This is a genomic window from Enterobacteriaceae endosymbiont of Neohaemonia nigricornis, from assembly GCF_012571795.1.
In the GTDB taxonomy this organism is placed as follows: Bacteria; Pseudomonadota; Gammaproteobacteria; order Enterobacterales; family Enterobacteriaceae.
This window is the reverse complement of sequence record NZ_CP046222.1, coordinates 449,971-471,617: the sequence shown is the minus strand read 5'-3', so window position 1 is coordinate 471,617 and position 21,647 is coordinate 449,971. Positions and strand designations below refer to the sequence as shown.

Here is a 21,647-nt window from a genome sequence, read left to right as displayed (position 1 = left end):
ATTGTATGATTCTAATTTTTTTTAAATATATAAAAGTACTATTTATTTACAAAAAAAATATTAATATTATGTTTTTAAATATTTATTTAAATATTTAAAAATATCTAAATATAATTTTTGTAAATCTGTCTTAAATTTTGCTGAAATAAAATAACATTTATTAATATATGAAAACTTAATAAGTGTATATTTAATATAATCTTGGATATGATTAATATTTTTCTTAACTAAATCAATTTTATTAAATACAAACCATATTTCTTTATGTAAAATATTATCAAAATTTTTTAATTCATTATTAATAATATTAATATTATTAATTAAATTAAATTTATTAATTTGTGTTATATCTATAATATGTAATATTAAATTACAATATTTAAATTGTTTTATAAAATTTAAACCTAAGCCGGAACCTAAAAACGAATTTCGAATAATACCTGGAGTATCTAGTATAGTAAAAGTACCATAAGTATTATTTTTTACTATGCCAATTACAGGCTGTTTTGTAGTGAATGGATAATCAGAAACTTTAGTATTAACATTAGATACACTATTTATTAGAGTAGATTTACCTGTATTAGGCATGCCTATTAATCCTACTTCTACAAATAATATAAGTTTTAATCTTATTTTTTTATGTTCACCTAATTGTCCTTTAGTATTTTTATAAGGTGTTCTATTAATAGAAGATTTAAAATTAATATTACCTAAACCACATATACCACCTTTAGCAATTAAAATTTTTTGGTTATTTTTATTTAAATAAGCAATAACTAAATTTTTATCAATATCAATAATTTTTGTTCCAATAGGAATATTTAAAATTAAATCTTTACCTTTTTTACCTGTACGTTGATATTTTTGACCATTACATCCATTTTCTGCAATGTAATATTTTTTATGATAATAATTAGATAAATTATTAATATTATTATTTGTAATAAAATATACATTACCGCCATTGCCGCCATTACCACCATCTGGGCCACCTTTAGCGATATATTTTTCACGTCGAAAACTAGTACATCCATTACCTCCTTTACCAGCTATAATAAATATTTCAGCTTCATCAATAAATTTCATATAAACTCCAAAATAATAATATTACAATCCATAATTTTTTTAATAAAATTTATTTTTTGTTTATGTATTAATTATTAATAATATTAATGTATGTTTTTTTTTTTATACCTTTTTTAACAAATTGTACTATACCTTTAATTTTAGCAAATAGTGTATGATCTTTGCCACAACCTACATTATTACCCGCATGAAATTTAGTGCCTCTTTGACGTACAATAATATAACCAGGTTGTACTATTTCACCACCAAAACATTTTATCCCTAATCGTTTAGAATGTGAATCTCTGCCATTTCTAGATGAACCACCAGCTTTTTTATGTGCCATATAATATATTCCTTAAATTTTATTATTTATATTAATAATTTTCATAAGTGTATAATTTTGACGATGTCCTTGAGTTTTACGAAAATGTTTTCTTCTATTAAATTTAATAATTTGAATTTTTTTAGTTTTATTGTGTGAGAGCAATTCTGCAGTGATACTTGCTTTTAAAAAAGGCGTGCCAATTTTATAAGTTTGTTTATCATATATCATTAAAATCTTTTTAAAATAAATAATATCTCCTATATTACCCATACATTTTTCTAATTTAATTAATTGACCTATTTTAACTTTATATTGTTTGCCACCATTATCAAAAATAGCATACATAGACATATTTACCTTATATTAAAAATAAAAAATATTAAACATATTTTTTAATAAAATTATTATTTTATTCTTTTAATTTTTGCACCTAATAAAGATAATTTTTTTATAATATTTTCATATCCTCGATCAACATAATTTATATTATTAATAATAGTTACTCCTATGGAAATACATCCTGCTAATATTAAACTTACTGCTGATCTTAAATCTGTTGCTGTTACTATAGCACTTTTTAAATTATTAGTACCATAACATGTTAATGTCTGATTTTTTAAATATATTTTTGCTCCCATTTTAATTAATTCATTAATATATAAAAATCTATTTTCAAAAATAGTTTCTGTTATGTTACTTATACCTTGTGCAATACTATTTAATACAACAAATTGTGTTTGCATATCTGTAGGAAATTTTGGATATGGTCCAGTAGTAATATTAATTGCCTTAGGACGTTTACCATGCATATCTAAACTACACCAAGTTTTTCCATATTTTATGTCTGCACCAGTTTGTTTTAATTTTTCTAATACATTTATTAAATGTTTTGGATTAGTATTTCTACATATTATTTTACTTCTATTTATTGCCGCAGCTATTAAAAAAGTACCAGTTTCTATTCTATCTGGTATAATTTTATATATTTTTTTTGTACCCTTTAATGTTGTTATACCTTGTATAATAATACGATGTGTACCTACTCCTTGAATTTTTGCACCCATGAAATTTAAAAAATTTACTACATCTTGTATTTCTGGTTCTTTAGCTGGGTTATCTATGATTGTTATTGTATCCGCAAAAATTGCAAGTAAGATAATATTAATAGTTGCACCTACACTAACTTTTTCCATAATAATATGAGCACCTTTAATTTTATTTGGTAAATAACCATAAATAGTATTATTTTTAATATTAATTATCGCACCTAATTTACATAAACCTTTTATATGTAAATCAATTGGACGTGTTCCAATAGAACATCCACCAGGAAAAGATATACTAAATTTACCTAAACGTATTAATAGAGTACTCATAAGCCAAATAGATGCTCTGATATTTTGGACCAAATAATCTGGTGCATAAAATTTATTAACATTTTTAGCATCTAATATTAATACTTTGCCTTGTTTAATATTTATACCTAAATGTATAAGTAAATTAATGGTTGTGCTAACATCTTGAATATATGGAATATTTTGAATTCTAACTTTATTTTTAACTAACATAGAAGCAAATAAAATAGGCAAAGCTGAATTTTTAGAACCAGAAATCTTAACTTCTCCTTGTAGTTTTACAGGTCCCCGTATAATAAATTTATCCATAACTTGCTCTAAATAAATATATATTATTAGTATATGTTGTATGAACATAAAGTATTTTATTTAAAAATTTAACAAAAATCTCTAATAAAAATACTCTTTCAGATAATTTAAAATTAAATAATGATATATAGATTTATAATTTTTTAACGTTTTGAAAATTGTGGACTACGTCTAGCTTTTTTTAATCCAATTTTTTTACGTTCAACTTGTCTATCATCTCTAGTTATAAAACCTGCTTTTTTTAAATTTTTACGAAAATCATTATTATATTTTATTAAAGCTCTCGTTATACCATGTCTGATAGCACTAGCTTGTCCTACATTACCTCCACCTTTTACTGTAATATAAATATCTAATTTATTTCTCAAATTTAATAATATTAATGGTTGTATAACTATAAAACGATACGACAATTTAGAAAAAAAATTTTCTAGCGTTTTTTTATTAATGCTAATATTACCAATGCCTTGTTTAATAAAAACTCTAGAAGAAGATGTCTTTCTTCTACCAGTACCATAATATTGAACAGTTGTTATCATTATAATAATTCCATATTATATATTTATAATATTTGGTTGTTGTGCAATATGTTTATGTATATTTTCAGAATAAATTTTTAAGCGTTTAAAAAATACATTACTAATTTTATTTTTAGGTAACATACCTTTTATTGCATGTTGTATAATTTTTTTAGGGTTTAAAATTAATAATTTTTCATAAGAAATTTTTTTTAATCCTCCGGCATATCCACTATGACTGTAATAAAATTTATTTTTATATTTATTACCTGTAATTTTTATATATTTTGCATTAATAACTATAACATAATCGCCAACATCTAAATAAGGAGCATATATAGCTTTATGCTTACCTTGTAAATAATATACTATCTTAGTAGATAATCTACCTAAGATTCTATCTTTAGCATTAATTAAATACCATTGATGATTATTTTTTATATTAATTAAATTACACATTATAAAATTTTATCCATAATTAATTATATTTATAAAAATATGATAAAATATATGTATTAATATTTATTGACATATTACTAAACATGAAAAAGAAAAGCAATATATCTTTTAAAGTAAGAATATAATAACTATAAAATTTTAATAAAAAATATATAATTTATTGACATAATAATATTTTTATTATATCATTATAAAATATAAGTGGTGTAATTTACAATTGTGATAATGTATAATAAATATTATATATTAAGATTCTGAATATTATTTATAATACTGTTTTTTTATTTTGTTGGTGATTATATGCATATTTTTTCTTCAAAAAAAAAAGACACAAATCTAGTTAAAATTTTTAAAAAATTAATAAAACAAGAAACATTTAGTACACAAACAGAAATTGTAAATGCTTTACATCAGGAAGGTTTTAATAATATTAATCAATCTAAAGTTTCTAGAATGTTAACAAAGTTTGGTGCTGTTAGAACAAGAAATACTAAAATGAAAATGGTGTATTGTTTTCCTTTAGAATTAAGTTATCCTAATACTACTAGCCCATTAAAAAATTTAGTCTTAGATATTGATTATAATGATATGCTTATTATTATACATACTAGTCCAGGAGCTGCACAATTAATTGCTCGTTTATTAGATTCTTTAGGAAAATCTGAAGGTATATTAGGTACAATAGCTGGTGATGATACAATCTTTGTAGTTCCTACTAATTTATTTAAAACTACACATTTATATCATTCTATACAGACATTATTTGAACAAAACGTATAATTTTATTATTAAAATCCTTTAATAACTTTTAAACCGTTTGTATAATTATGTAATATTTTAGGAATTTGAATTGTTCCATCCTTTAATTGATAATTTTCCATAATAGCGGCTAATGTTCTACCAATAGCAAGTCCTGAAGCATTTAAAGTATGTATATAATTAATAGAATTATCTTTTTGAATTTTATATCTTGTTTTCATTCTTCTAGCTTGAAAATCTCCCATATTAGAACATGAAGCAATTTCACAATATTTTTTTTGAGATGGTAACCATACTTCTAAATCATAAGTTTTACTAGATGCAAAACTCATATCACCAGTACATAATAATAATTTTCTATATGGTAATTTAAGTAATTGTAATATTTGTTCTGCATGATTTGTCATTATTTCTAAAGTTTTTAAAGAATATTGTGGTTGTACAAATTGTACTATTTCTACTTTTTCAAATTGATGTGTTCTTATTAATCCTCTATTATATTTCCCATACGTGCCAGCTTCTACACGAAAACAAGGACTATGTGCAACTAATTTAATTGGTAATTGTTTTTCTATTATAATTTTATTAGCAAATAAATTTGTTAAGGGAACTTCAGCTGTAGGTATTAGGAAATGTTTACTTAAATCATCATTATTCTTAATAGCATATAAATCATTACTAAATTTTGGTAATTGTCCTGTTCCATATAACATTTCATTTTTTACAATATAAGGTATATAAAATTCTTGATATTGATGTTTATTAATATGTATATCTAACATAAATTGGATTAAAATTCTATGTAAATAAGCAATAAATCCTTTCAATACTATAAATTTAGAACCACTTAAATTAACACCAGCCTTTAAATCCATACCATTATTTAATATTCCCAATTCAATATGATCAAGAATATGAAAATCATATTTTTTTTTTTTACCCCACTTTAATATTTCTTTGTTATCTTTAGAAGATCTACCAATTGGAACATCATTTAAAGGTATATTTGGTATCATATTATATATATTACTAATACGTAGTATTAGATCAGATAATTTAGTTTTTGTACTAGATAACTTATAATTAATTAATTTAATATTATCTTTAATCTGATTATGATGCGTAATATCAGATTGTTTAAATAAAGTCATATAATACTTTTTTTTAGCATATAATATTTCTATTTGTTTTTGTAATAATTTACGTTTTGTCTCATATTTTTTTATACAATTAACATCTAAGATAAAATTTCTTTGTTCTAATATTTTAGATATCATATCAGTATTATTTCTTAATAAATGTGGATCTAACATATTTATAATACCTGTTTTTAATAAAATATTACAAATTGTATATTATAAATATAAAAAATGATATATTTGTATATAATAAAAATTATATAATATTTTTAAAATAATTTTAATTATGCAAAAAAAAACAACGTTAATCATTTTAGGGTCAGGACCTGCAGGATATACAGCAGCTATATATGCTGCACGTGCAAATTTAAATTTTATATTAATTACAGGTAATAATATTGGAGGACAATTAACACAAACTATTAGTGTAGAAAATTGGCCTGGAAATTATCCTAGTATTACTGGAATGCAATTAATGGATAATTTATATAATCATGCTATATTTTATAAAACTAATATTATAAAAGATACAATAATACAAGCAGATTTAAAACAAAAACCATTTATTTTACAAGGAGAAACAAATAAATATATTTGTAATAGTCTTATTATTGCAACTGGATCATCACCAAAATATTTAGGATTATCTTCTGAAAAAAAATTTTTAGGTAAAGGTATTTCTACATGTGCTATTTGTGATGGTAACTTATATCGTAATAAAAAAGTTGCTATTATTGGCGGGGGCAATTCTGCATTAGAAGAAGCAATATATTTATCTAATATTGCATCAGAAGTACATATTATACATAGACAAACAACATTTAGAGCAGATAAAATATTAATTAATAAGATTATAAAACTTAGTTTACATAAAAATATTATTTTACACCAACCTTATATAGTAAAAGATATTTTAGGGCATGAAAATTTTGGTGTAACAAAAATTAAAATTAATCAAATAAATACACTAAGTAATGTTGTAATAAAAGTAAGTGGTATTTTTATACTGATAGGTAGTTATCCTAATACTTATTTATTTAAAGATCAAATAAAGCTTGATAGTAATGGATATATTATTACTACGAATCATACAAAAACTAATATTCCTGGGGTTTTTGCAGCTGGCGATGTTACAAATAATATTTATAAACAAGCTATTATTTCTTCAGCAGCAGGATGTATGGCATCACTTGATGCACAACGATTTTTACAAAATATATAAAATACACTATTAAATATAGTATTTATATAAAAATTAACATATATAATTTTTTAATTAATAATTAATATAATATTAACGACTACGAAAAATTATTCTACCTTTACCTAAATCATATGGTGTAAGTTCAACTGTTACCTTATCCCCTGTTAATATACGAATATAATTTTTTCTCATTTTACCAGAAATATGTGCTGTGACTATATGACCATTTTCAAGCTTAACATGAAAAACAGTATTAGGCAAAGTATTTACAACTATGCCTTGCATTTCAATATTACCTTCTTTAGACATATGAAATCCTTTATAATAAAGTATGTATATAATTCCAATAATGTTGTTTTTTATTAATTAATGTAATATGACTTCCTTTTTCTATTATGGAACCATTATCCATTACATAAATATACTTCATTCTTTTTAAAATTGCTATATCATGTGTTACAATGATTATTATTTTTTTTTTAAATACTGAAAAAATTAACTGTAAAATTTTTTTCGATGTTTTTTTATCTAATCCTACTGTAGGTTCATCTAGTAAAATTATATGTCCATTATGTATAATTGCTCTTGCTAGCGCTAATTTTTTTAATTCACCACCAGATAATAATCGTTGATTTTCTCCTAATTGTATATTTAAATGTTGTTTATTCAATATTAATTTATCTAATCCCACTAAATATAATATTTTTACTAAAAAATCATTACTAATATTTTTTTTTTGGTTATTTAATAATAAATTATTTTTTAATGTATCATTTAATATTTCAGTTTTTTGTGGTATTACACTAATTATTTTACGTAATATTGATAAATTAATAGTATTTAAATTATAGTTATTTATATAAATATTACCTGAGATTGGTTCCCAGGCTCTAGTTAATAACATTAATAATGTTGATTTACCACAACCATTATGTCCAGTAATTGCAATTACATCATGATTTTTTATGTTTAATGATAAATTATTTAAAACTAATGTATGTATATCATTAGTATTATAATAAAAACTAAGATTAATAATTTTTAGTGATATAATTTTATTAAAAGATGATATCTTACTTTTATTAAAATTAATGGTTGGTTTTTTATTTATTATTTTGAAAATATTTTTGGTAGATATTAATATATTATTAATATGTTGAAATACATGACTAATACTTAGTATTAAATAATTTAGTGTAATAGTACTTAATATATAAGATATGATAAAATATCTTGAATATTTTTTGGGTACAAGTATGATATAACTAAATATTAATATAATTAATAAATTTATGCCAATAATAATTGATAAAATAGTATTTGATTGTGTATCATAATAATTTTGTTTAGTTTGTTGTTGTTCCCATTTATATTCTAATATATTTAATTTTTTTTTTATACAAGTAATACCTTCAAATATTTTGTATTCTTGTTGATATAATAAGAAATTATATAAAGCCAAATAATATTTTTTTTTATATTTAATATTATTTGTACTTATTAAATAACCTTTATTATAAAAATATATAGCAAAATATGTTAAAGGCATACATAAAAATATAATAAATAATATAGTTAAACAATAATTTAAAATAATTAAATGAATTATTATAATAAATATTGTAATGCATAAACTTATAATAGGAGATATAATCTGTATATATAGAATATCTATTGTTTCAATATCTGATATAAATAATTGTAAAATTTCACTATTATATATATTAATAATATCATAAGGATATAAAGGAAAAATTTTAGTAAAAATAATAATTCTTAAATTCTTTAATATATTTAACGTATTATTATGTTTAATTATTTTTTCATAATATTTAGTAATAGTTTTAAACATTGATAAAAATCTAATAATAATAGAAGGTATAATATAATTATATTCAGCAAAATGATGTTTAAATAAAAAAGTAGAAGTTAAAAAGAATCCTGATAGAATAGATAAAAAAATACTGCAAAAATTAGCTACTATAGACATTATTATACCTAATAATAACATTTTTAAATATTTTTTTTGATATTTATAAAATAATAATATATAAAACACTATCATAACTCCTATTTTTTACTTAAACATATAATTTTTATAGTTTTATATTATTTTTGTTTGAATAATTTTACCTTTATTATTCATAAACCAAATTATATTTGCATTTTTAATTTTATTAATATTATGTGTAATAATAATACTAGTATTGATTGAAGTATTACATAAAGCATTAATAATATATGTTTGACTTATAATATCAATATTAGATATTGGTTCATCTAATAATAATAACATACTATTTTTAATTAATGCTCTGGCAATAGCTATTCTTTGTATTTGCCCAATAGATAATCTTGTATTTTGTACATTAATTATTGTATCTAAACCATTAGGTAATTTATCTGCAAAATCTTTTATTCCTATTATTTTAATTATTTTATTTATTTTTATACAATTAAGATTATGGTGAAAAAATAAATTATCTTTAATTGTTTTTGCAGGAAGACTTGGATTTTGTTTAACCCATGATATGGCATGATGCCAATGATTAATATTTAAATCTTTTAAATTTATATTATTAATTTTTAATATACCTTCATATGGTATAAAACCTAATATAACATTTAATAATGTTGATTTACCACATCCATTAGGACCAGTAATAATAATACGTTGTCCAATATATATTTTAAAAGATAAGGGCCCTATTATTTTATTGCCTATATTATCTTTAACTACTAAATCTTTAGCATATATTAATAAATTATTTTGATTAAATAATAAGATATTTTTATGATGTGAAATTACATTATTATTATCTATAAGTTTTATAATAAGTTCAGCCGCACCAACTGCTTTGGCTTTAATATGGTATAATATACCTAAATTGTTAAAATATTGAAAATATTCTGTTACTAAAATTAGTATAAAAAAGCTATGAAATATATTAATATTTTGTTTATATAAACTAATATTAATAATATGTAAATATGTAAAACTAAAATACATAGCTATAAATGCAATCGCAATAGAATGAAAAAATTCTAAAATAGCAGAAGTTAAAAAAGCAATTTTTAAAATTTCCATATTTTTTATTCTAAATTTTTCAATATATTTACTTATTTTTTGTATTTCAATATCAGCAAAATTAAATAATCTAATAATTTCAATACATTTTAATCGATTTAAAAATAATCCACTTAAATATGATAATATTTGGAAATTTTGTTTATTTTTATCTATAACTTTATGCCCAATAATATTAATAAATAATACTATTATTATACTAATAATAATTATTATTATACTAGATATCCAATTAATATAAAAAATAATGGCAATAATTATAAACGGTGCAATAATTGATATAAATAACTGTGGTACATATTTGTTATAATATTCTTGTATACTTTCAATTTGTTCTATAATAATAGTTGTATTACAGCCAATATTATTATTTATATTATTAGTTTGTATAATGTTATTTAAAATTTTATTTCTTATATTTAATTTAATAAATTTACTATAAAAATAATTACAACGATTAATTAGTATAGAAATTAATGATCTTATTATAAAACATAAACTAAATATAGTATAAAAACTAAACATTTGTTGTTGTTGTTTATTATGTAAAAATAAGTCTATATGTATAGATAACAAAAAACTTTGTATAATACTAATAAATATATTTAATAAATTAAATATATACGATATATTTAATAAATATTTAAAAGGTTTACTTTGTTTAGTTAACCAATTAATAATAGTTTTTTCTTTATTATTGTCCATATATCATCATATAATAATTTTTTCATTTTAATACTATGTTGAGTTTTTTATATATTACACAACATAGTTTTGTATATAAAAATTAATTTTCTATTTAAAAAGTTTATCAATAATATAATATTAATTATTATTTAATATTTCTTCTATTCTAATTAATCTATTATATTTAGCTATTCTATCAGAACGACTCATAGATCCTGTTTTTATTTGTTCAGCACCAACACCAACAGCAAGATCAGCTATAAAGGTATCTTCTGTTTCTCCAGAACGATGAGAAATAATAACTTTATAATTAGCATCTTGTGCCATTTTAATTGTTTTAAATGTTTCCGTTAATGTACCAATTTGATTTGGTTTTATTAAAATAGCATTACCAATATTATTATTAATACCTTTTTGTAAAAATTTTATATTAGTAACAAATAAATCATCACCAACTAATTGAATTTTATCACCTAAAATTTTAGTTTGATATATAAATCCTTCCCAATCATTTTCATATAAACCATCTTCAATAGAAGTAATAGGATACTGTTGTGTTAATTTTAATAAAAATTTTGTAAATTGTTTTGAAGTTAAAATTAATTTTTCTCCTGTTAAATAATATTTATTATTTTTTAATAATTCAGAAGCAGCACAATCTATAGCAAAAGTAATATCTTTTCCTAAGATAAAACCTGATTTATTTATAGCTTTAATAATCATATCAAAAGCTTCACTATTATTATTTAAATTAGGTGCATAACCACCTTCATCTCCTACAGATGTAATCATATTATAAGATTTTAGAACACTAGCTAAATGATGAAAAATTTCTGCACTCATACGAATAGCATCTTTAATATTAGTAGCACTAACAGGTTGTATCATAAATTCTTGTATATCTAAATTATTATTTGCATGTTTGCCACCATTAATAATATTAACCATTGGTAATGGCATAATATATTTATTTAAATTACCATATATATTTTTTATATATTTAAATAATGGCATTTTATTATACATTGCAGCAGCTCTTACATTAGCTAATGATACAGCTAAAATAGTATTAGCACCAAATTTTTCTTTATTAACTGTATTATCTAAATTAATCATAATTTCATCAATATTAGTTTGATGTAATATATTTTGATTAAATAAATATTTATTAATTATTGTATTAATGATATTTACAGATTTTAATACACCTTTTCCTAAAAATCTTTTAGTATCATGATCTCTTAATTCTAAAGCCTCTCTTGATCCTGTAGAAGCACCAGATGGAACTGAAGCTCTCCCAATTATATTATGTTTATCTATATGTACTTCTGCTTCGATAGTAGGATAACCCCTAGAATCAATAATTTCTCTTGCTATAATTTTTTTAATTTTTGGCATAAATTTTAAATCTCTTATATTTTTAATGTTGTGAATAAAATTTTTAAAATTATTAATTTGTATAATATTATTTTATTATATATCAAATATATAATGATTATTTATGATTTATCATTAAATCTTTGTATAGATATAAGTATTTCTTGCTTTGCATAATTAATATCTTGCCAATTATCAATTTTACTCCATTTATTATGTTCTAAATCTTTATAATGTTGAAAAAAATGTTTTATTTGTTTTTTTAATAAAGGAGATACATCTGTAATATTTTGTATATATTCATATTCAGTTGTAATAGAATTACATGGCACAGCTATAATTTTTTTATCTTTGCCTGATTCATCTAACATTGTTAATAATCCTACAGGTCTACATTTAATTACTGTGCCAGGATAAATATAATATTGCGTTATTACTAATACATCTAAACAGTCTCCATCTAATGATAAAGTATTATTTATATATCCATAATTACATGGATACATCATTGCAACAGGTATAAAACGATCTACAAAAAGTACTCCATACTTTTTATTTACTTCATATTTTACTGGATAAGTTTGTATAGGTATTTCTATTATCACATTAATATTATGAGGCACATCACATCCAACAGGTATATTATTTAAATTCATAATTTTCCTTATATAATTAATATATAATTTTTATTAGTATAAAAAAAATATTATGCTATTATAGCAATAATATGTTTAAAATATAAATTTTATAAATAATTAATATTTTTCCTATAATTTATAATATAAATAGGATATATAAATATGGCTAGAATTACTGTAGAAGATGCAGTAAAACAAATTGGTAATCGTTTTGATTTAGTTTTAATAGCTTCAATTAGAGCAAGACAAATACAAATAAAAGGTAAAAATCCTTTAGTATCTAATAATAAAGATAAGCCTACAGTATTGGCATTAAGAGAAATTGAACAAGGATTAATTAATCAAAATATTTTAAAAAATAATGAATTAAATATAAATAAAAATTTTAACTCTACATCAATATCATTTTGCAATAATTAAAAATAAAATATGATAACTTTCTAACATGCCTAAAAAATATATAATAGCTATTATTTAAATAAAAATATTTTATAAATTATTAAATATCAATATTGATAGCTTTTAATGCATTATTTTGAATAAAATTTTTTCTAGGTTCTACTTCATCACCCATTAATGTGCAAAATAATTTGTCTGCTATTATAGCATCTTGAATATTAACTTTTAACAGACTACGTGTTATAGGATTCATAGTTGTCTCCCATAATTGTTTAGGATTCATTTCACCTAATCCTTTATATCTTTGTATAGTAAAACTTTTATTAGATTGTTTTATTAACCATGATAATCCTTGCTCAAATGAAGTAATTTTTTTATATTGTTCTTTATATTTTATATGTGTAATATTATTAATTTCTAAATCATAAAATTTATTAGTTATATAACAAATATTATTATATTCTTTACTTGTAAAAAAATCTTGATTAAGTTTATATATATTAATATTCCCATATTTTTTTTCATGAATAATAATATTAAATATATTTATGTTTTGATATTTAACATATCCTATATATTCTATATCTTTTGTATAATTATTTAAATATATTATTAAATTATTTAACCAAGATTGTAAATAATCTATATTATTTACAATTTTTAATGGTTTATTATAAATTAGTGCATGCAAGATATTATATGATAATATCTCTTTATTATATTTTAATATTTTTATAGTATTATTATATTTTTTAATTAATTTAATTAAGTTTAAACCAGATAATTGTTTGGTATTATTTAAAAAAATAAATTTAGCTGAATGTAATGCAATATTCCATTGAAATAATTCCATTTCTTCATCATTTTTAATATATAATTCTTTATTTCCTTTTTTTATCTTATATAATGGTGGTTGTGCTATATATACAAATCCTTGTCTAATAATTTCAGGAAGTTGACGATAAAAAAATGTTAAAAGCAAGGTTCTAATATGAGCACCATCAACATCAGCATCTGTCATAATAATTATATGATGATATCTTAACTTATTTATATTATATTGATTATTACTGATAAAACATCCTAATGCTGTTATTAAAGTAATTATTTCTGGAGACGAAATAATTTTATGAAATTTTGCTTTTTCAACATTTAATATTTTACCTTTTAATGGTAAAATTGCTTGATTTTTTCTATTACGTCCCTGTTTAGCAGAACCACCAGCAGAATCTCCTTCTACTAAATAAATTTCTGATAATTTAGGATTATTTTCTTGACAATCAGCTAATTTTCCAGGAAGTCTAGATATTTCAATAATATTTTTACGTCTGGTAATATCACGTGTTTTACGTGCGGCATCTCTAACTTTAGCTGCATGAATTATTTTATCTACTATATGTTTAGTATCATTAGGATTTTCTAATAAAAAAGATAATAATTTTTTACTTACATAAGATTCTATAATTGATTTAACTTCTGATGATATTAACTTTTCTTTTGTTTGTGAAGAGAATTTAGGTTCTGACATTTTAATTGAAATAATAGCACTTAATCCTTCTCTTGTATCTTCTCCAATAGTATTAATTTTATGCTTAAGATTTAATTTTTCATTTATAATAAAAGTATTTAATGTTCTTGTTATTGCTGATTTAAATCCAGATAAATGTGATCCACCATTTATTTGTCTTATATTATTAGTAAAACAATATATTTTTTCTTTGAAAGAATTATTCCATTGCATAGCAATTTCAATATTAATATTTTTTTGTTTGTCATTACAATAAATAATATTATTATGTATAATATTATTATTTTTATTTAAAAAATTTATATATTCTATAATACCTCCTGTATATAAAAAATTATCAAATATATTATTATTTTTATCTATTATTGATATACTAATTCCTGGATTTAAAAATGATAATTCTCGCAACCTAGTTGATAAAATTTTATAATTAAATTGTTGAATATTTGTAAAAATATTATAATTAGGCCAAAAACGTATACTTGTACCAGTTTTTTTACTATATCCAATAATATTTAATTTATTTATTGGTATCCCATTTTTATAAATTTGTTTATATAATTTATTATTTCTTTTTATGATTAATTCTAATTTATTAGATAAAGCGTTTACTACCGAAACGCCTACACCATGTAAACCACCTGATAATTGATAAGATTTATTATTAAATTTACCACCAGCATGTAATACAGTCATAATAACTTCTGCAGCAGAAATATTAGCTTCTTTATGTATCCCAGTAGGTATACCACGACCATCATCTATAACAGAAACTGAATTATCTGTATGTATGATTACTTTTATAGATTTACAAAATCCAGAAATAGATTCATCTATAGCATTATCTACAATTTCAAACACCATATGATGTAATCCTGTTCCATTATTAGTATCTCCAATATACATTCCTGGTCTTTTTTTAACAGCATCTAATCCTTTTAAAATTTGGATACTAGATGAATTATAATAATTATTAATCAAATCTTGCTCTCATTTATATATTAAATTACTATTGACAAATTAATAATAATCATACAACAAAAATATTTAAATGCGCATAGGCATAATTAAATACATTTTATTTGTATCATTATTATCCTCTATTTTAATACTGGAATTAGCATTAATAAATGAAATTTTTATTTCTTCATGCTCTAACACATTAAGAACATCTAATAAATATTTTATATTTAATGATATATTTATTATATATTTTAGATTATCTTCTTCTATATTTAATATTTCTTCTGCTATTTCATTATTAATATTTTTTGTTATCATTTTTAGTATACATTTTTTTATAATTAATGTAACACTATTTGTACGTTCGTCAGCTAATATAGAAATTCTTTCTAAAGCATTTTTAAAATTTAATTTATTAATTTTAATTGTCTTTAAAAATTTTTCTGGAATAATTTTATTATAATTAGGGTAATTACTATTAATTAATTTTGATGTAATTTTTAAATTTTTTATAGTAAAACTAATATTATTCATATTAATATTAATATTAACTAATTCATTAGTATTTTTTAATAAACGTAATAGTATTATTATACTTTTACGCGGGATAATAATTTTATAAATTATATTATGCATACTAATAATTATATTAACATTATAAATAGATAATCTATATCCATCAGTAGATATAACTTGTAAAATATTATTTTCTATATGTAAAAACATACCATTTAGATATTCACGTGAATCATTATGTGCTATAGAAAATATAGTACTACTAAATAATTTTCCTAAAATATTATGTGTTAAATTAAAACTAATATCACTTTTCCAAGGCATTATATGTGGAAAGTTTTCTGAAGACATAGTAGTAATCGTATATTTACATGTTTTAGAAGATATAATGACCTTATTTTTAAAAAATGATATATTAATATTTTCTGATTTAGGTAATGCACGACATATATTATAAAATTTTTTCCCTGGTATTGTAATATTATAATTTGCTAAATTATGGTGATTATTTAAAATAATATTTATTTCTATTTCAATTTCTAAATCTGAACCTTTAAATAAAATTTTGCCATTTCTTTTAATATCCACTAAAATATTTTGCATAATAGATATATTGCGATTATTAATAATATGAGTTATATATTTTAACGGTTTTATTAAAATTTCACGATTAATAATAATATGATATTCCATAATTTTTAATTATTTATTAATATTTAAATAAATAGTATTATAAACATATAATATATTATACATTAATTTTCATTCAAAAAACTAATATTCTACTTTATTTTAAGAATTGATTATAGTTGAAATTTTATATAAAAAACTTTATTATAGATAATATTTTTATTATATATATAAAGTGAAAATAGTTATGAAACGTACTTATCAACCATCTGTTTTAAAAAAAAAACGTACTCATGGATTTAGAAAACGTATGGAAACTAAAAATGGCAGACATATCATTAATTGCAGAAGATCGAAAAAACGTACATCGTTAAGTATTTCACATAAGTAATGAATTAAATAAATTAGTGTCACAGTTTAAATTATCTAAAAAAAAACGTTTATGTACTTGGTCACAATATAATACTGTATTTAAACAATCACATAAAATTAGTAATAAATATTATATTTTATTAAGTTGTTCAAATAAATTACAATATTCTAGAATTGGTATTATTATATCTAAAAAATATATTTTACATGCATATATTAGAAATAAACATAAAAGAATAATTAGAGAACATTTCCGTTTAAACCAAAATATATTAAAAATAATGGATTATGTTATTATTATTAATAATAAAATTAAAAATATACACATAAAAGAATTAAATATTTATTTAGAAAAATTATGGCAAATATATAAACTTACATAAATTATTTTTATTTAATAATGACTAAAGTTTTATATTTTGTTAAATATAAATATAGAGAATATAAAATAATGGATGTTAAAAAAAAACTTTTTTTAATTGTTATTTTTTTATTAAGTTTTTTTATAATAAAAAATTGGCAAAATATAAGTAATTATCATATAAAAAGCAATATTATTCATATTAATAATAATATTCATGAAAAATTATCAGATAAGTTAAATCGTAACAATATTATTATTAAAACAGATAAATTAATCTTATATATTGATTTAAATGGTGGTAATATTACTAAAATGGAATTAATTAATTATAAAAATAAGTTATATTCTAAAAAACATTTAACATTATTAAATAATAATAAACAATATATATATCAAGCAAATAGTAATATTATTAAAACAAATAAATTTAATTTAATTGACCATATTTTTGATAAACCAAAGTTTTTTACTCCTATGTCTATTTATCAATTGAAAAATAATACTACTATATTAAAAGTACCCTTATTATTTGTTAGTAAAAATATTTTATATGTTAAAACTTTTATTATTAAAAAAGGTAGTTTTGTTATTAATGTTAATCACCAAATTTTTAATTATACTAAACAACCTATTTGTATAAAAATAAATAATGAATTAAATCAAAAAACAAATAATATTTTACCATTTTTAAATAGAAAACATATTAATTTTGCTACTAAGACATTTAGAGGTATTGCTTATTCTACTTCACATATTAAATATAAAAAATATCCATTCCGTAAAATTTTACAAAATAATAATATTAAAATTTATACAAACAAGGGTTGGATTGCAATAATACAACAATATTTTGCTACTGCTTGGATTGTACCTCATAATAATTATTATATTTACACACAAAAAGTTAGTAATAATATTATAAGAATAGGATTTTATTCTATAAATCATATGATTGTACCAGGAGGAAATGCTTATTTTACTACTAAATTATGGGCTGGTCCTAAAATTACTAATTATATGGCTACTGTTGCACCATTTTTAGATTATACTATAGATTATGGTATTTTATGGTTTTTAGCACAACCACTATTTCAATTATTAAATTATATATATAATTTAATAGGAAACTGGGGAATATCTATTATTATTATTACTTGTATTGTAAGAATTGTGACATATCCTTTATCAAAAATGCAATATATAACTATGATAAAAATGCGTATGTTACAACCAAAAATTAAAAGTTTAAAGATAAAATTTAATAATGACAAAAATCGTTTAAGTAAAGAAATTATTAATTTATATCAAAAAGAAAAATTAAATCCTTTATCAGGATGTTTACCATTTATAATACAAATGCCAATTTTTTTATCTTTATATTATATTTTAATAAATTCTGTAGAATTACGTCATGCACCATTTTTTTTATGGATAAAAGATTTATCTGCTGAAGATCCATATTATATTTTTCCTGTTATTATGGGTATAACAATATTTTTTATGCAAAAAATATCTGTTAACAATTATGAAAAACAAGATGTTATACAAAAATTATTTATATATATTATACCTTGTATTTTTAGTTTATTTTTTTTATGGTTTCCATCTGGATTAGTTTTATATTATATAATTAGTAATATAATTACAATTATACAACAAGGTTTTATTTATGATAAAATATATACAAATATAAAACATATACATTAATTAAATAAATATATAATAGTGAAAAATATAGATACAATTATTGCAAAAGCAACACCATCAGGTAGGGGTAGTATTGGTGTGATTCGTATATCTGGTGTGCATACATTACATGTTATTAAATATGTTTTAAAGATTAATTCTTTAAAACCAAGATATGCTAATTATTTACCTTTTTTTTATAAACATAAAATAATAGACAAGGGTATAGCATTATGGTTTCCTAAACCATATTCATATACTGGTGAAGATGTTTTAGAATTACATTGTCATGGTAATAATATATTATTAGATTTATTAATTAATAATATTATTAATAATATATCTCATATTAGAATAGCTAAACCTGGTGAATTTACAGAACGTGCTTTTTTAAATAATAAAATTGATTTAACACAAGCAGAAGCTATTTCTGATATTATTAATGCTGATTGTAAATCAGCTATTTTTTCTGCCATGAATTTAATGAATGGTTATTTATCAAAATTTTTTAAACCATTTAATAAACAAATAATTAATATTAGAACTAAAATAGAATCATTAATTGAATTTTCATTTCATCATTCAGATGTTATATATCAAAAAATTTTTATAAAATTACAAATTTTATTACAAGATAGTAAAAAAATTGTAGAATATTTAAAATATAATTTAAAAACACAAGAAGGTATTAAAATTATATTAGTTGGCCCAACAAATTCTGGTAAATCTAGTTTAATTAATTTTTTATCAGGAAAAGATGTATCAATTATTACAGATATTCCTGGCACTACTAGAGATATTATATATGAACACATATATATAGAATCCATACCAATAAAAATTATTGACACAGCCGGTATAAGAAAAACTAATAATTATATTGAAAATATTGGTATTAATAAAGCTTTAAAAGAAATTAGTATGGCAAATTATGTTTTTTTAGTAGTAGAAGATAATATTAATAAACAAAAATTATATGAAATAAAAAATTATTTACAAAAATTTATTAAAAATAATACTCCAATTATTATTATTAGAAATAAAATAGATATAACAAAAAAACAACCAGAAATAATTAAAAATGATAATATAATTAGTATTAGAATATCTATACATACTAAACAAGGATTATCTTTATTAAAAGATTTTATTAGTAATAATATTATTCCTCATAATAATACTGAAGATGAATTTACATCTAAACAAAGATATATAGATTCTTTTAATAAGATATATAATTTTTTACAAGATTGCCTACAAAAATGTTATTCTAAAAAATATATAAATTTAGAATTAATCTCTGAAAATTTAAGATTAATACAAATAGAATTAGATGTAATTACTGGTAAATTTACATCACAAAACTTGTTAGATCATATTTTTTCACAATTTTGTATTGGTAAATAATATTATTATATAAGTGAAATTATATGCCTGAATTACCTGAAGTGGAAGTTATTAAAACTATTATTAAAAACAAAATCAAAAATAATATAATTAATTATGCTATTATTAGAACAAATAAATTAAGATATAATATTCCTTCTGAAATATTTACATTATATAATCAAAAAATTATTAATGTAAAACGTAGAGGTAGATATCTTATTTTAATATTATTAAATAATGCTATTATTATACATTTAGGTATGTCAGGCAGTTTAACTATTATTAAAAAAAATATACTGCCTACTAAACATGATTATATTGATTTAATAATTAATAATAAATTTGTATTACGTTATAATGATCCTAGAAAATTTGGTTTTTGGTTATGGGAATCATTACAATATAAAACAAATATTTTTTTAAGTAAATTAGGTTTAGAACCTTTACATGTAGAATTTAATAATTTATATATGTATAATATTATTCAAACAAAAAAAATACCAATAAAAGTATTACTCATGGAAAATAATATTATTACAGGAGTAGGTAATATATATGCTAATGAGTCTTTATTTTTATCTAAAATTTTACCTTTTAGAGTTGCAAAGGATTTATCTTTTATAGAAATAACAAACTTAGTAAAAAATATAAAATATATTTTAACACAATCTATTATATACGGTGGTACAACTATTAATAATTACAAACAACCAAATAATATTTTGGGTAATTTTACACAATACTTACATGTTTATAATAAAGCTAATCAACCATGTTATATATGTAATACAATGATTATAAAAATATATCAAAGAAATAGAAGTAGTTTTTATTGTCCTAATTGTCAAAAATAAATTTTATTTATTGTAAAAAA

The 21,647-nt window shown here is 20.1% G+C and carries 22 protein-coding genes; 8 read left to right on the top strand and 14 right to left on the bottom strand.

Going from position 1 to position 21,647, the window contains the following annotated elements:
- Positions 1-66 precede the first annotated feature (66 nt).
- The 6 genes from cgtA to rplM form a co-directional block, all read right to left on the bottom strand.
- Entirely contained in the window at positions 67-1,086 is a 1,020-nt protein-coding gene (gene cgtA, locus GJT85_RS02265) for an Obg family GTPase CgtA (protein WP_208754590.1), read from the bottom strand.
- Between the two features lie 67 nt (positions 1,087-1,153).
- Positions 1,154-1,411, bottom strand: coding sequence for a 50S ribosomal protein L27 (rpmA, locus tag GJT85_RS02260; RefSeq protein WP_208754589.1), 258 nt, complete (start codon positions 1,409-1,411; stop codon positions 1,154-1,156).
- A gap of 12 nt (positions 1,412-1,423) precedes the next feature.
- Complete coding sequence (rplU, locus tag GJT85_RS02255) at positions 1,424-1,744, bottom strand: 50S ribosomal protein L21 (protein ID WP_343034430.1); 321 nt, start codon at positions 1,742-1,744, stop codon at positions 1,424-1,426.
- Between the two features lie 53 nt (positions 1,745-1,797).
- Positions 1,798-3,057, bottom strand: coding sequence for a UDP-N-acetylglucosamine 1-carboxyvinyltransferase (gene murA, locus GJT85_RS02250; protein ID WP_208754588.1), 1,260 nt, complete (start codon positions 3,055-3,057; stop codon positions 1,798-1,800).
- A gap of 143 nt (positions 3,058-3,200) precedes the next feature.
- Positions 3,201-3,593: a 30S ribosomal protein S9 gene (gene rpsI, locus GJT85_RS02245; RefSeq protein WP_208754615.1), complete on the bottom strand. Its 393-nt coding sequence runs from the start codon at positions 3,591-3,593 to the stop codon at positions 3,201-3,203.
- Positions 3,594-3,611: 18 nt separating this feature from the next.
- Positions 3,612-4,034 (bottom strand): 50S ribosomal protein L13, encoded by a 423-nt coding sequence (gene rplM, locus GJT85_RS02240; protein WP_208754587.1) that lies wholly within the window; start codon positions 4,032-4,034, stop codon positions 3,612-3,614.
- A 300-nt stretch (positions 4,035-4,334) separates the two neighbouring features.
- Here rplM and argR point away from each other — a divergent pair, with 300 nt between their 5' ends.
- Positions 4,335-4,814 (top strand): transcriptional regulator ArgR, encoded by a 480-nt coding sequence (gene argR, locus GJT85_RS02235; RefSeq protein WP_208754586.1) that lies wholly within the window; start codon positions 4,335-4,337, stop codon positions 4,812-4,814.
- 8 nt (positions 4,815-4,822) lie between these two features.
- Here the strand turns inward: argR and serS are convergent, their stop codons facing one another.
- On the bottom strand, positions 4,823-6,106 hold the full coding sequence (gene serS / locus GJT85_RS02230) for a serine--tRNA ligase (protein ID WP_208754585.1): 1,284 nt from the start codon (positions 6,104-6,106) through the stop codon (positions 4,823-4,825).
- A 112-nt stretch (positions 6,107-6,218) separates the two neighbouring features.
- Between serS and trxB the strand changes: the two genes are divergently transcribed.
- On the top strand, positions 6,219-7,154 hold the full coding sequence (gene trxB / locus GJT85_RS02225; protein WP_208754584.1) for a thioredoxin-disulfide reductase: 936 nt from the start codon (positions 6,219-6,221) through the stop codon (positions 7,152-7,154).
- A 72-nt stretch (positions 7,155-7,226) separates the two neighbouring features.
- On the opposite strand, the gene infA is transcribed toward trxB, so the two are convergent.
- The 5 genes from infA to ppa form a co-directional block, all read right to left on the bottom strand.
- Positions 7,227-7,445 (bottom strand): translation initiation factor IF-1, encoded by a 219-nt coding sequence (infA, locus tag GJT85_RS02220; RefSeq protein ID WP_208754583.1) that lies wholly within the window; start codon positions 7,443-7,445, stop codon positions 7,227-7,229.
- A gap of 10 nt (positions 7,446-7,455) precedes the next feature.
- The gene (locus GJT85_RS02215; protein ID WP_208754582.1) at positions 7,456-9,201 is read right to left on the bottom strand and encodes an ATP-binding cassette domain-containing protein; all 1,746 of its coding nucleotides are present in this window, start codon (positions 9,199-9,201) and stop codon (positions 7,456-7,458) included.
- Positions 9,202-9,240: 39 nt separating this feature from the next.
- Positions 9,241-10,929, bottom strand: a complete 1,689-nt coding sequence (locus GJT85_RS02210) for an ATP-binding cassette domain-containing protein (RefSeq protein WP_208754581.1) — start codon at positions 10,927-10,929, stop codon at positions 9,241-9,243.
- A gap of 120 nt (positions 10,930-11,049) precedes the next feature.
- The gene (gene eno / locus GJT85_RS02205; RefSeq protein ID WP_208754580.1) at positions 11,050-12,309 is read right to left on the bottom strand and encodes a phosphopyruvate hydratase; all 1,260 of its coding nucleotides are present in this window, start codon (positions 12,307-12,309) and stop codon (positions 11,050-11,052) included.
- 101 nt (positions 12,310-12,410) lie between these two features.
- Complete coding sequence (gene ppa, locus GJT85_RS02200; protein ID WP_208754579.1) at positions 12,411-12,944, bottom strand: inorganic diphosphatase; 534 nt, start codon at positions 12,942-12,944, stop codon at positions 12,411-12,413.
- A 144-nt stretch (positions 12,945-13,088) separates the two neighbouring features.
- Between ppa and rpoZ the strand changes: the two genes are divergently transcribed.
- On the top strand, positions 13,089-13,346 hold the full coding sequence (rpoZ, locus tag GJT85_RS02195; RefSeq protein ID WP_208754578.1) for a DNA-directed RNA polymerase subunit omega: 258 nt from the start codon (positions 13,089-13,091) through the stop codon (positions 13,344-13,346).
- Between the two features lie 79 nt (positions 13,347-13,425).
- On the opposite strand, the gene gyrB is transcribed toward rpoZ, so the two are convergent.
- Positions 13,426-15,831: a DNA topoisomerase (ATP-hydrolyzing) subunit B gene (gyrB, locus tag GJT85_RS02190; protein ID WP_208754614.1), complete on the bottom strand. Its 2,406-nt coding sequence runs from the start codon at positions 15,829-15,831 to the stop codon at positions 13,426-13,428.
- Between the two features lie 69 nt (positions 15,832-15,900).
- Positions 15,901-17,025, bottom strand: coding sequence for a DNA polymerase III subunit beta (gene dnaN / locus GJT85_RS02185; RefSeq protein ID WP_208754577.1), 1,125 nt, complete (start codon positions 17,023-17,025; stop codon positions 15,901-15,903).
- A gap of 184 nt (positions 17,026-17,209) precedes the next feature.
- Here dnaN and rpmH point away from each other — a divergent pair, with 184 nt between their 5' ends.
- The 5 genes from rpmH (at position 17,210) to mutM (ending at position 21,627) form a co-directional block, all read left to right on the top strand.
- A complete protein-coding gene (gene rpmH, locus GJT85_RS02180; protein ID WP_208754576.1) occupies positions 17,210-17,353 on the top strand; it encodes a 50S ribosomal protein L34 in 144 nt (47 codons plus the stop codon).
- A 16-nt stretch (positions 17,354-17,369) separates the two neighbouring features.
- A complete protein-coding gene (gene rnpA / locus GJT85_RS02175; protein WP_208754575.1) occupies positions 17,370-17,717 on the top strand; it encodes a ribonuclease P protein component in 348 nt (115 codons plus the stop codon).
- Positions 17,718-17,785: 68 nt separating this feature from the next.
- Positions 17,786-19,405 carry a membrane protein insertase YidC gene (gene yidC, locus GJT85_RS02170; protein ID WP_208754574.1) on the top strand — a complete coding sequence of 540 codons (1,620 nt, stop codon included), beginning with the start codon at positions 17,786-17,788 and terminating at the stop codon, positions 19,403-19,405.
- Between the two features lie 18 nt (positions 19,406-19,423).
- Positions 19,424-20,791: a tRNA uridine-5-carboxymethylaminomethyl(34) synthesis GTPase MnmE gene (gene mnmE, locus GJT85_RS02165; RefSeq protein ID WP_208754573.1), complete on the top strand. Its 1,368-nt coding sequence runs from the start codon at positions 19,424-19,426 to the stop codon at positions 20,789-20,791.
- Positions 20,792-20,814: 23 nt separating this feature from the next.
- Positions 20,815-21,627: a bifunctional DNA-formamidopyrimidine glycosylase/DNA-(apurinic or apyrimidinic site) lyase gene (mutM, locus tag GJT85_RS02160; RefSeq protein ID WP_208754572.1), complete on the top strand. Its 813-nt coding sequence runs from the start codon at positions 20,815-20,817 to the stop codon at positions 21,625-21,627.
- Positions 21,628-21,647: the final 20 nt, after the last annotated feature.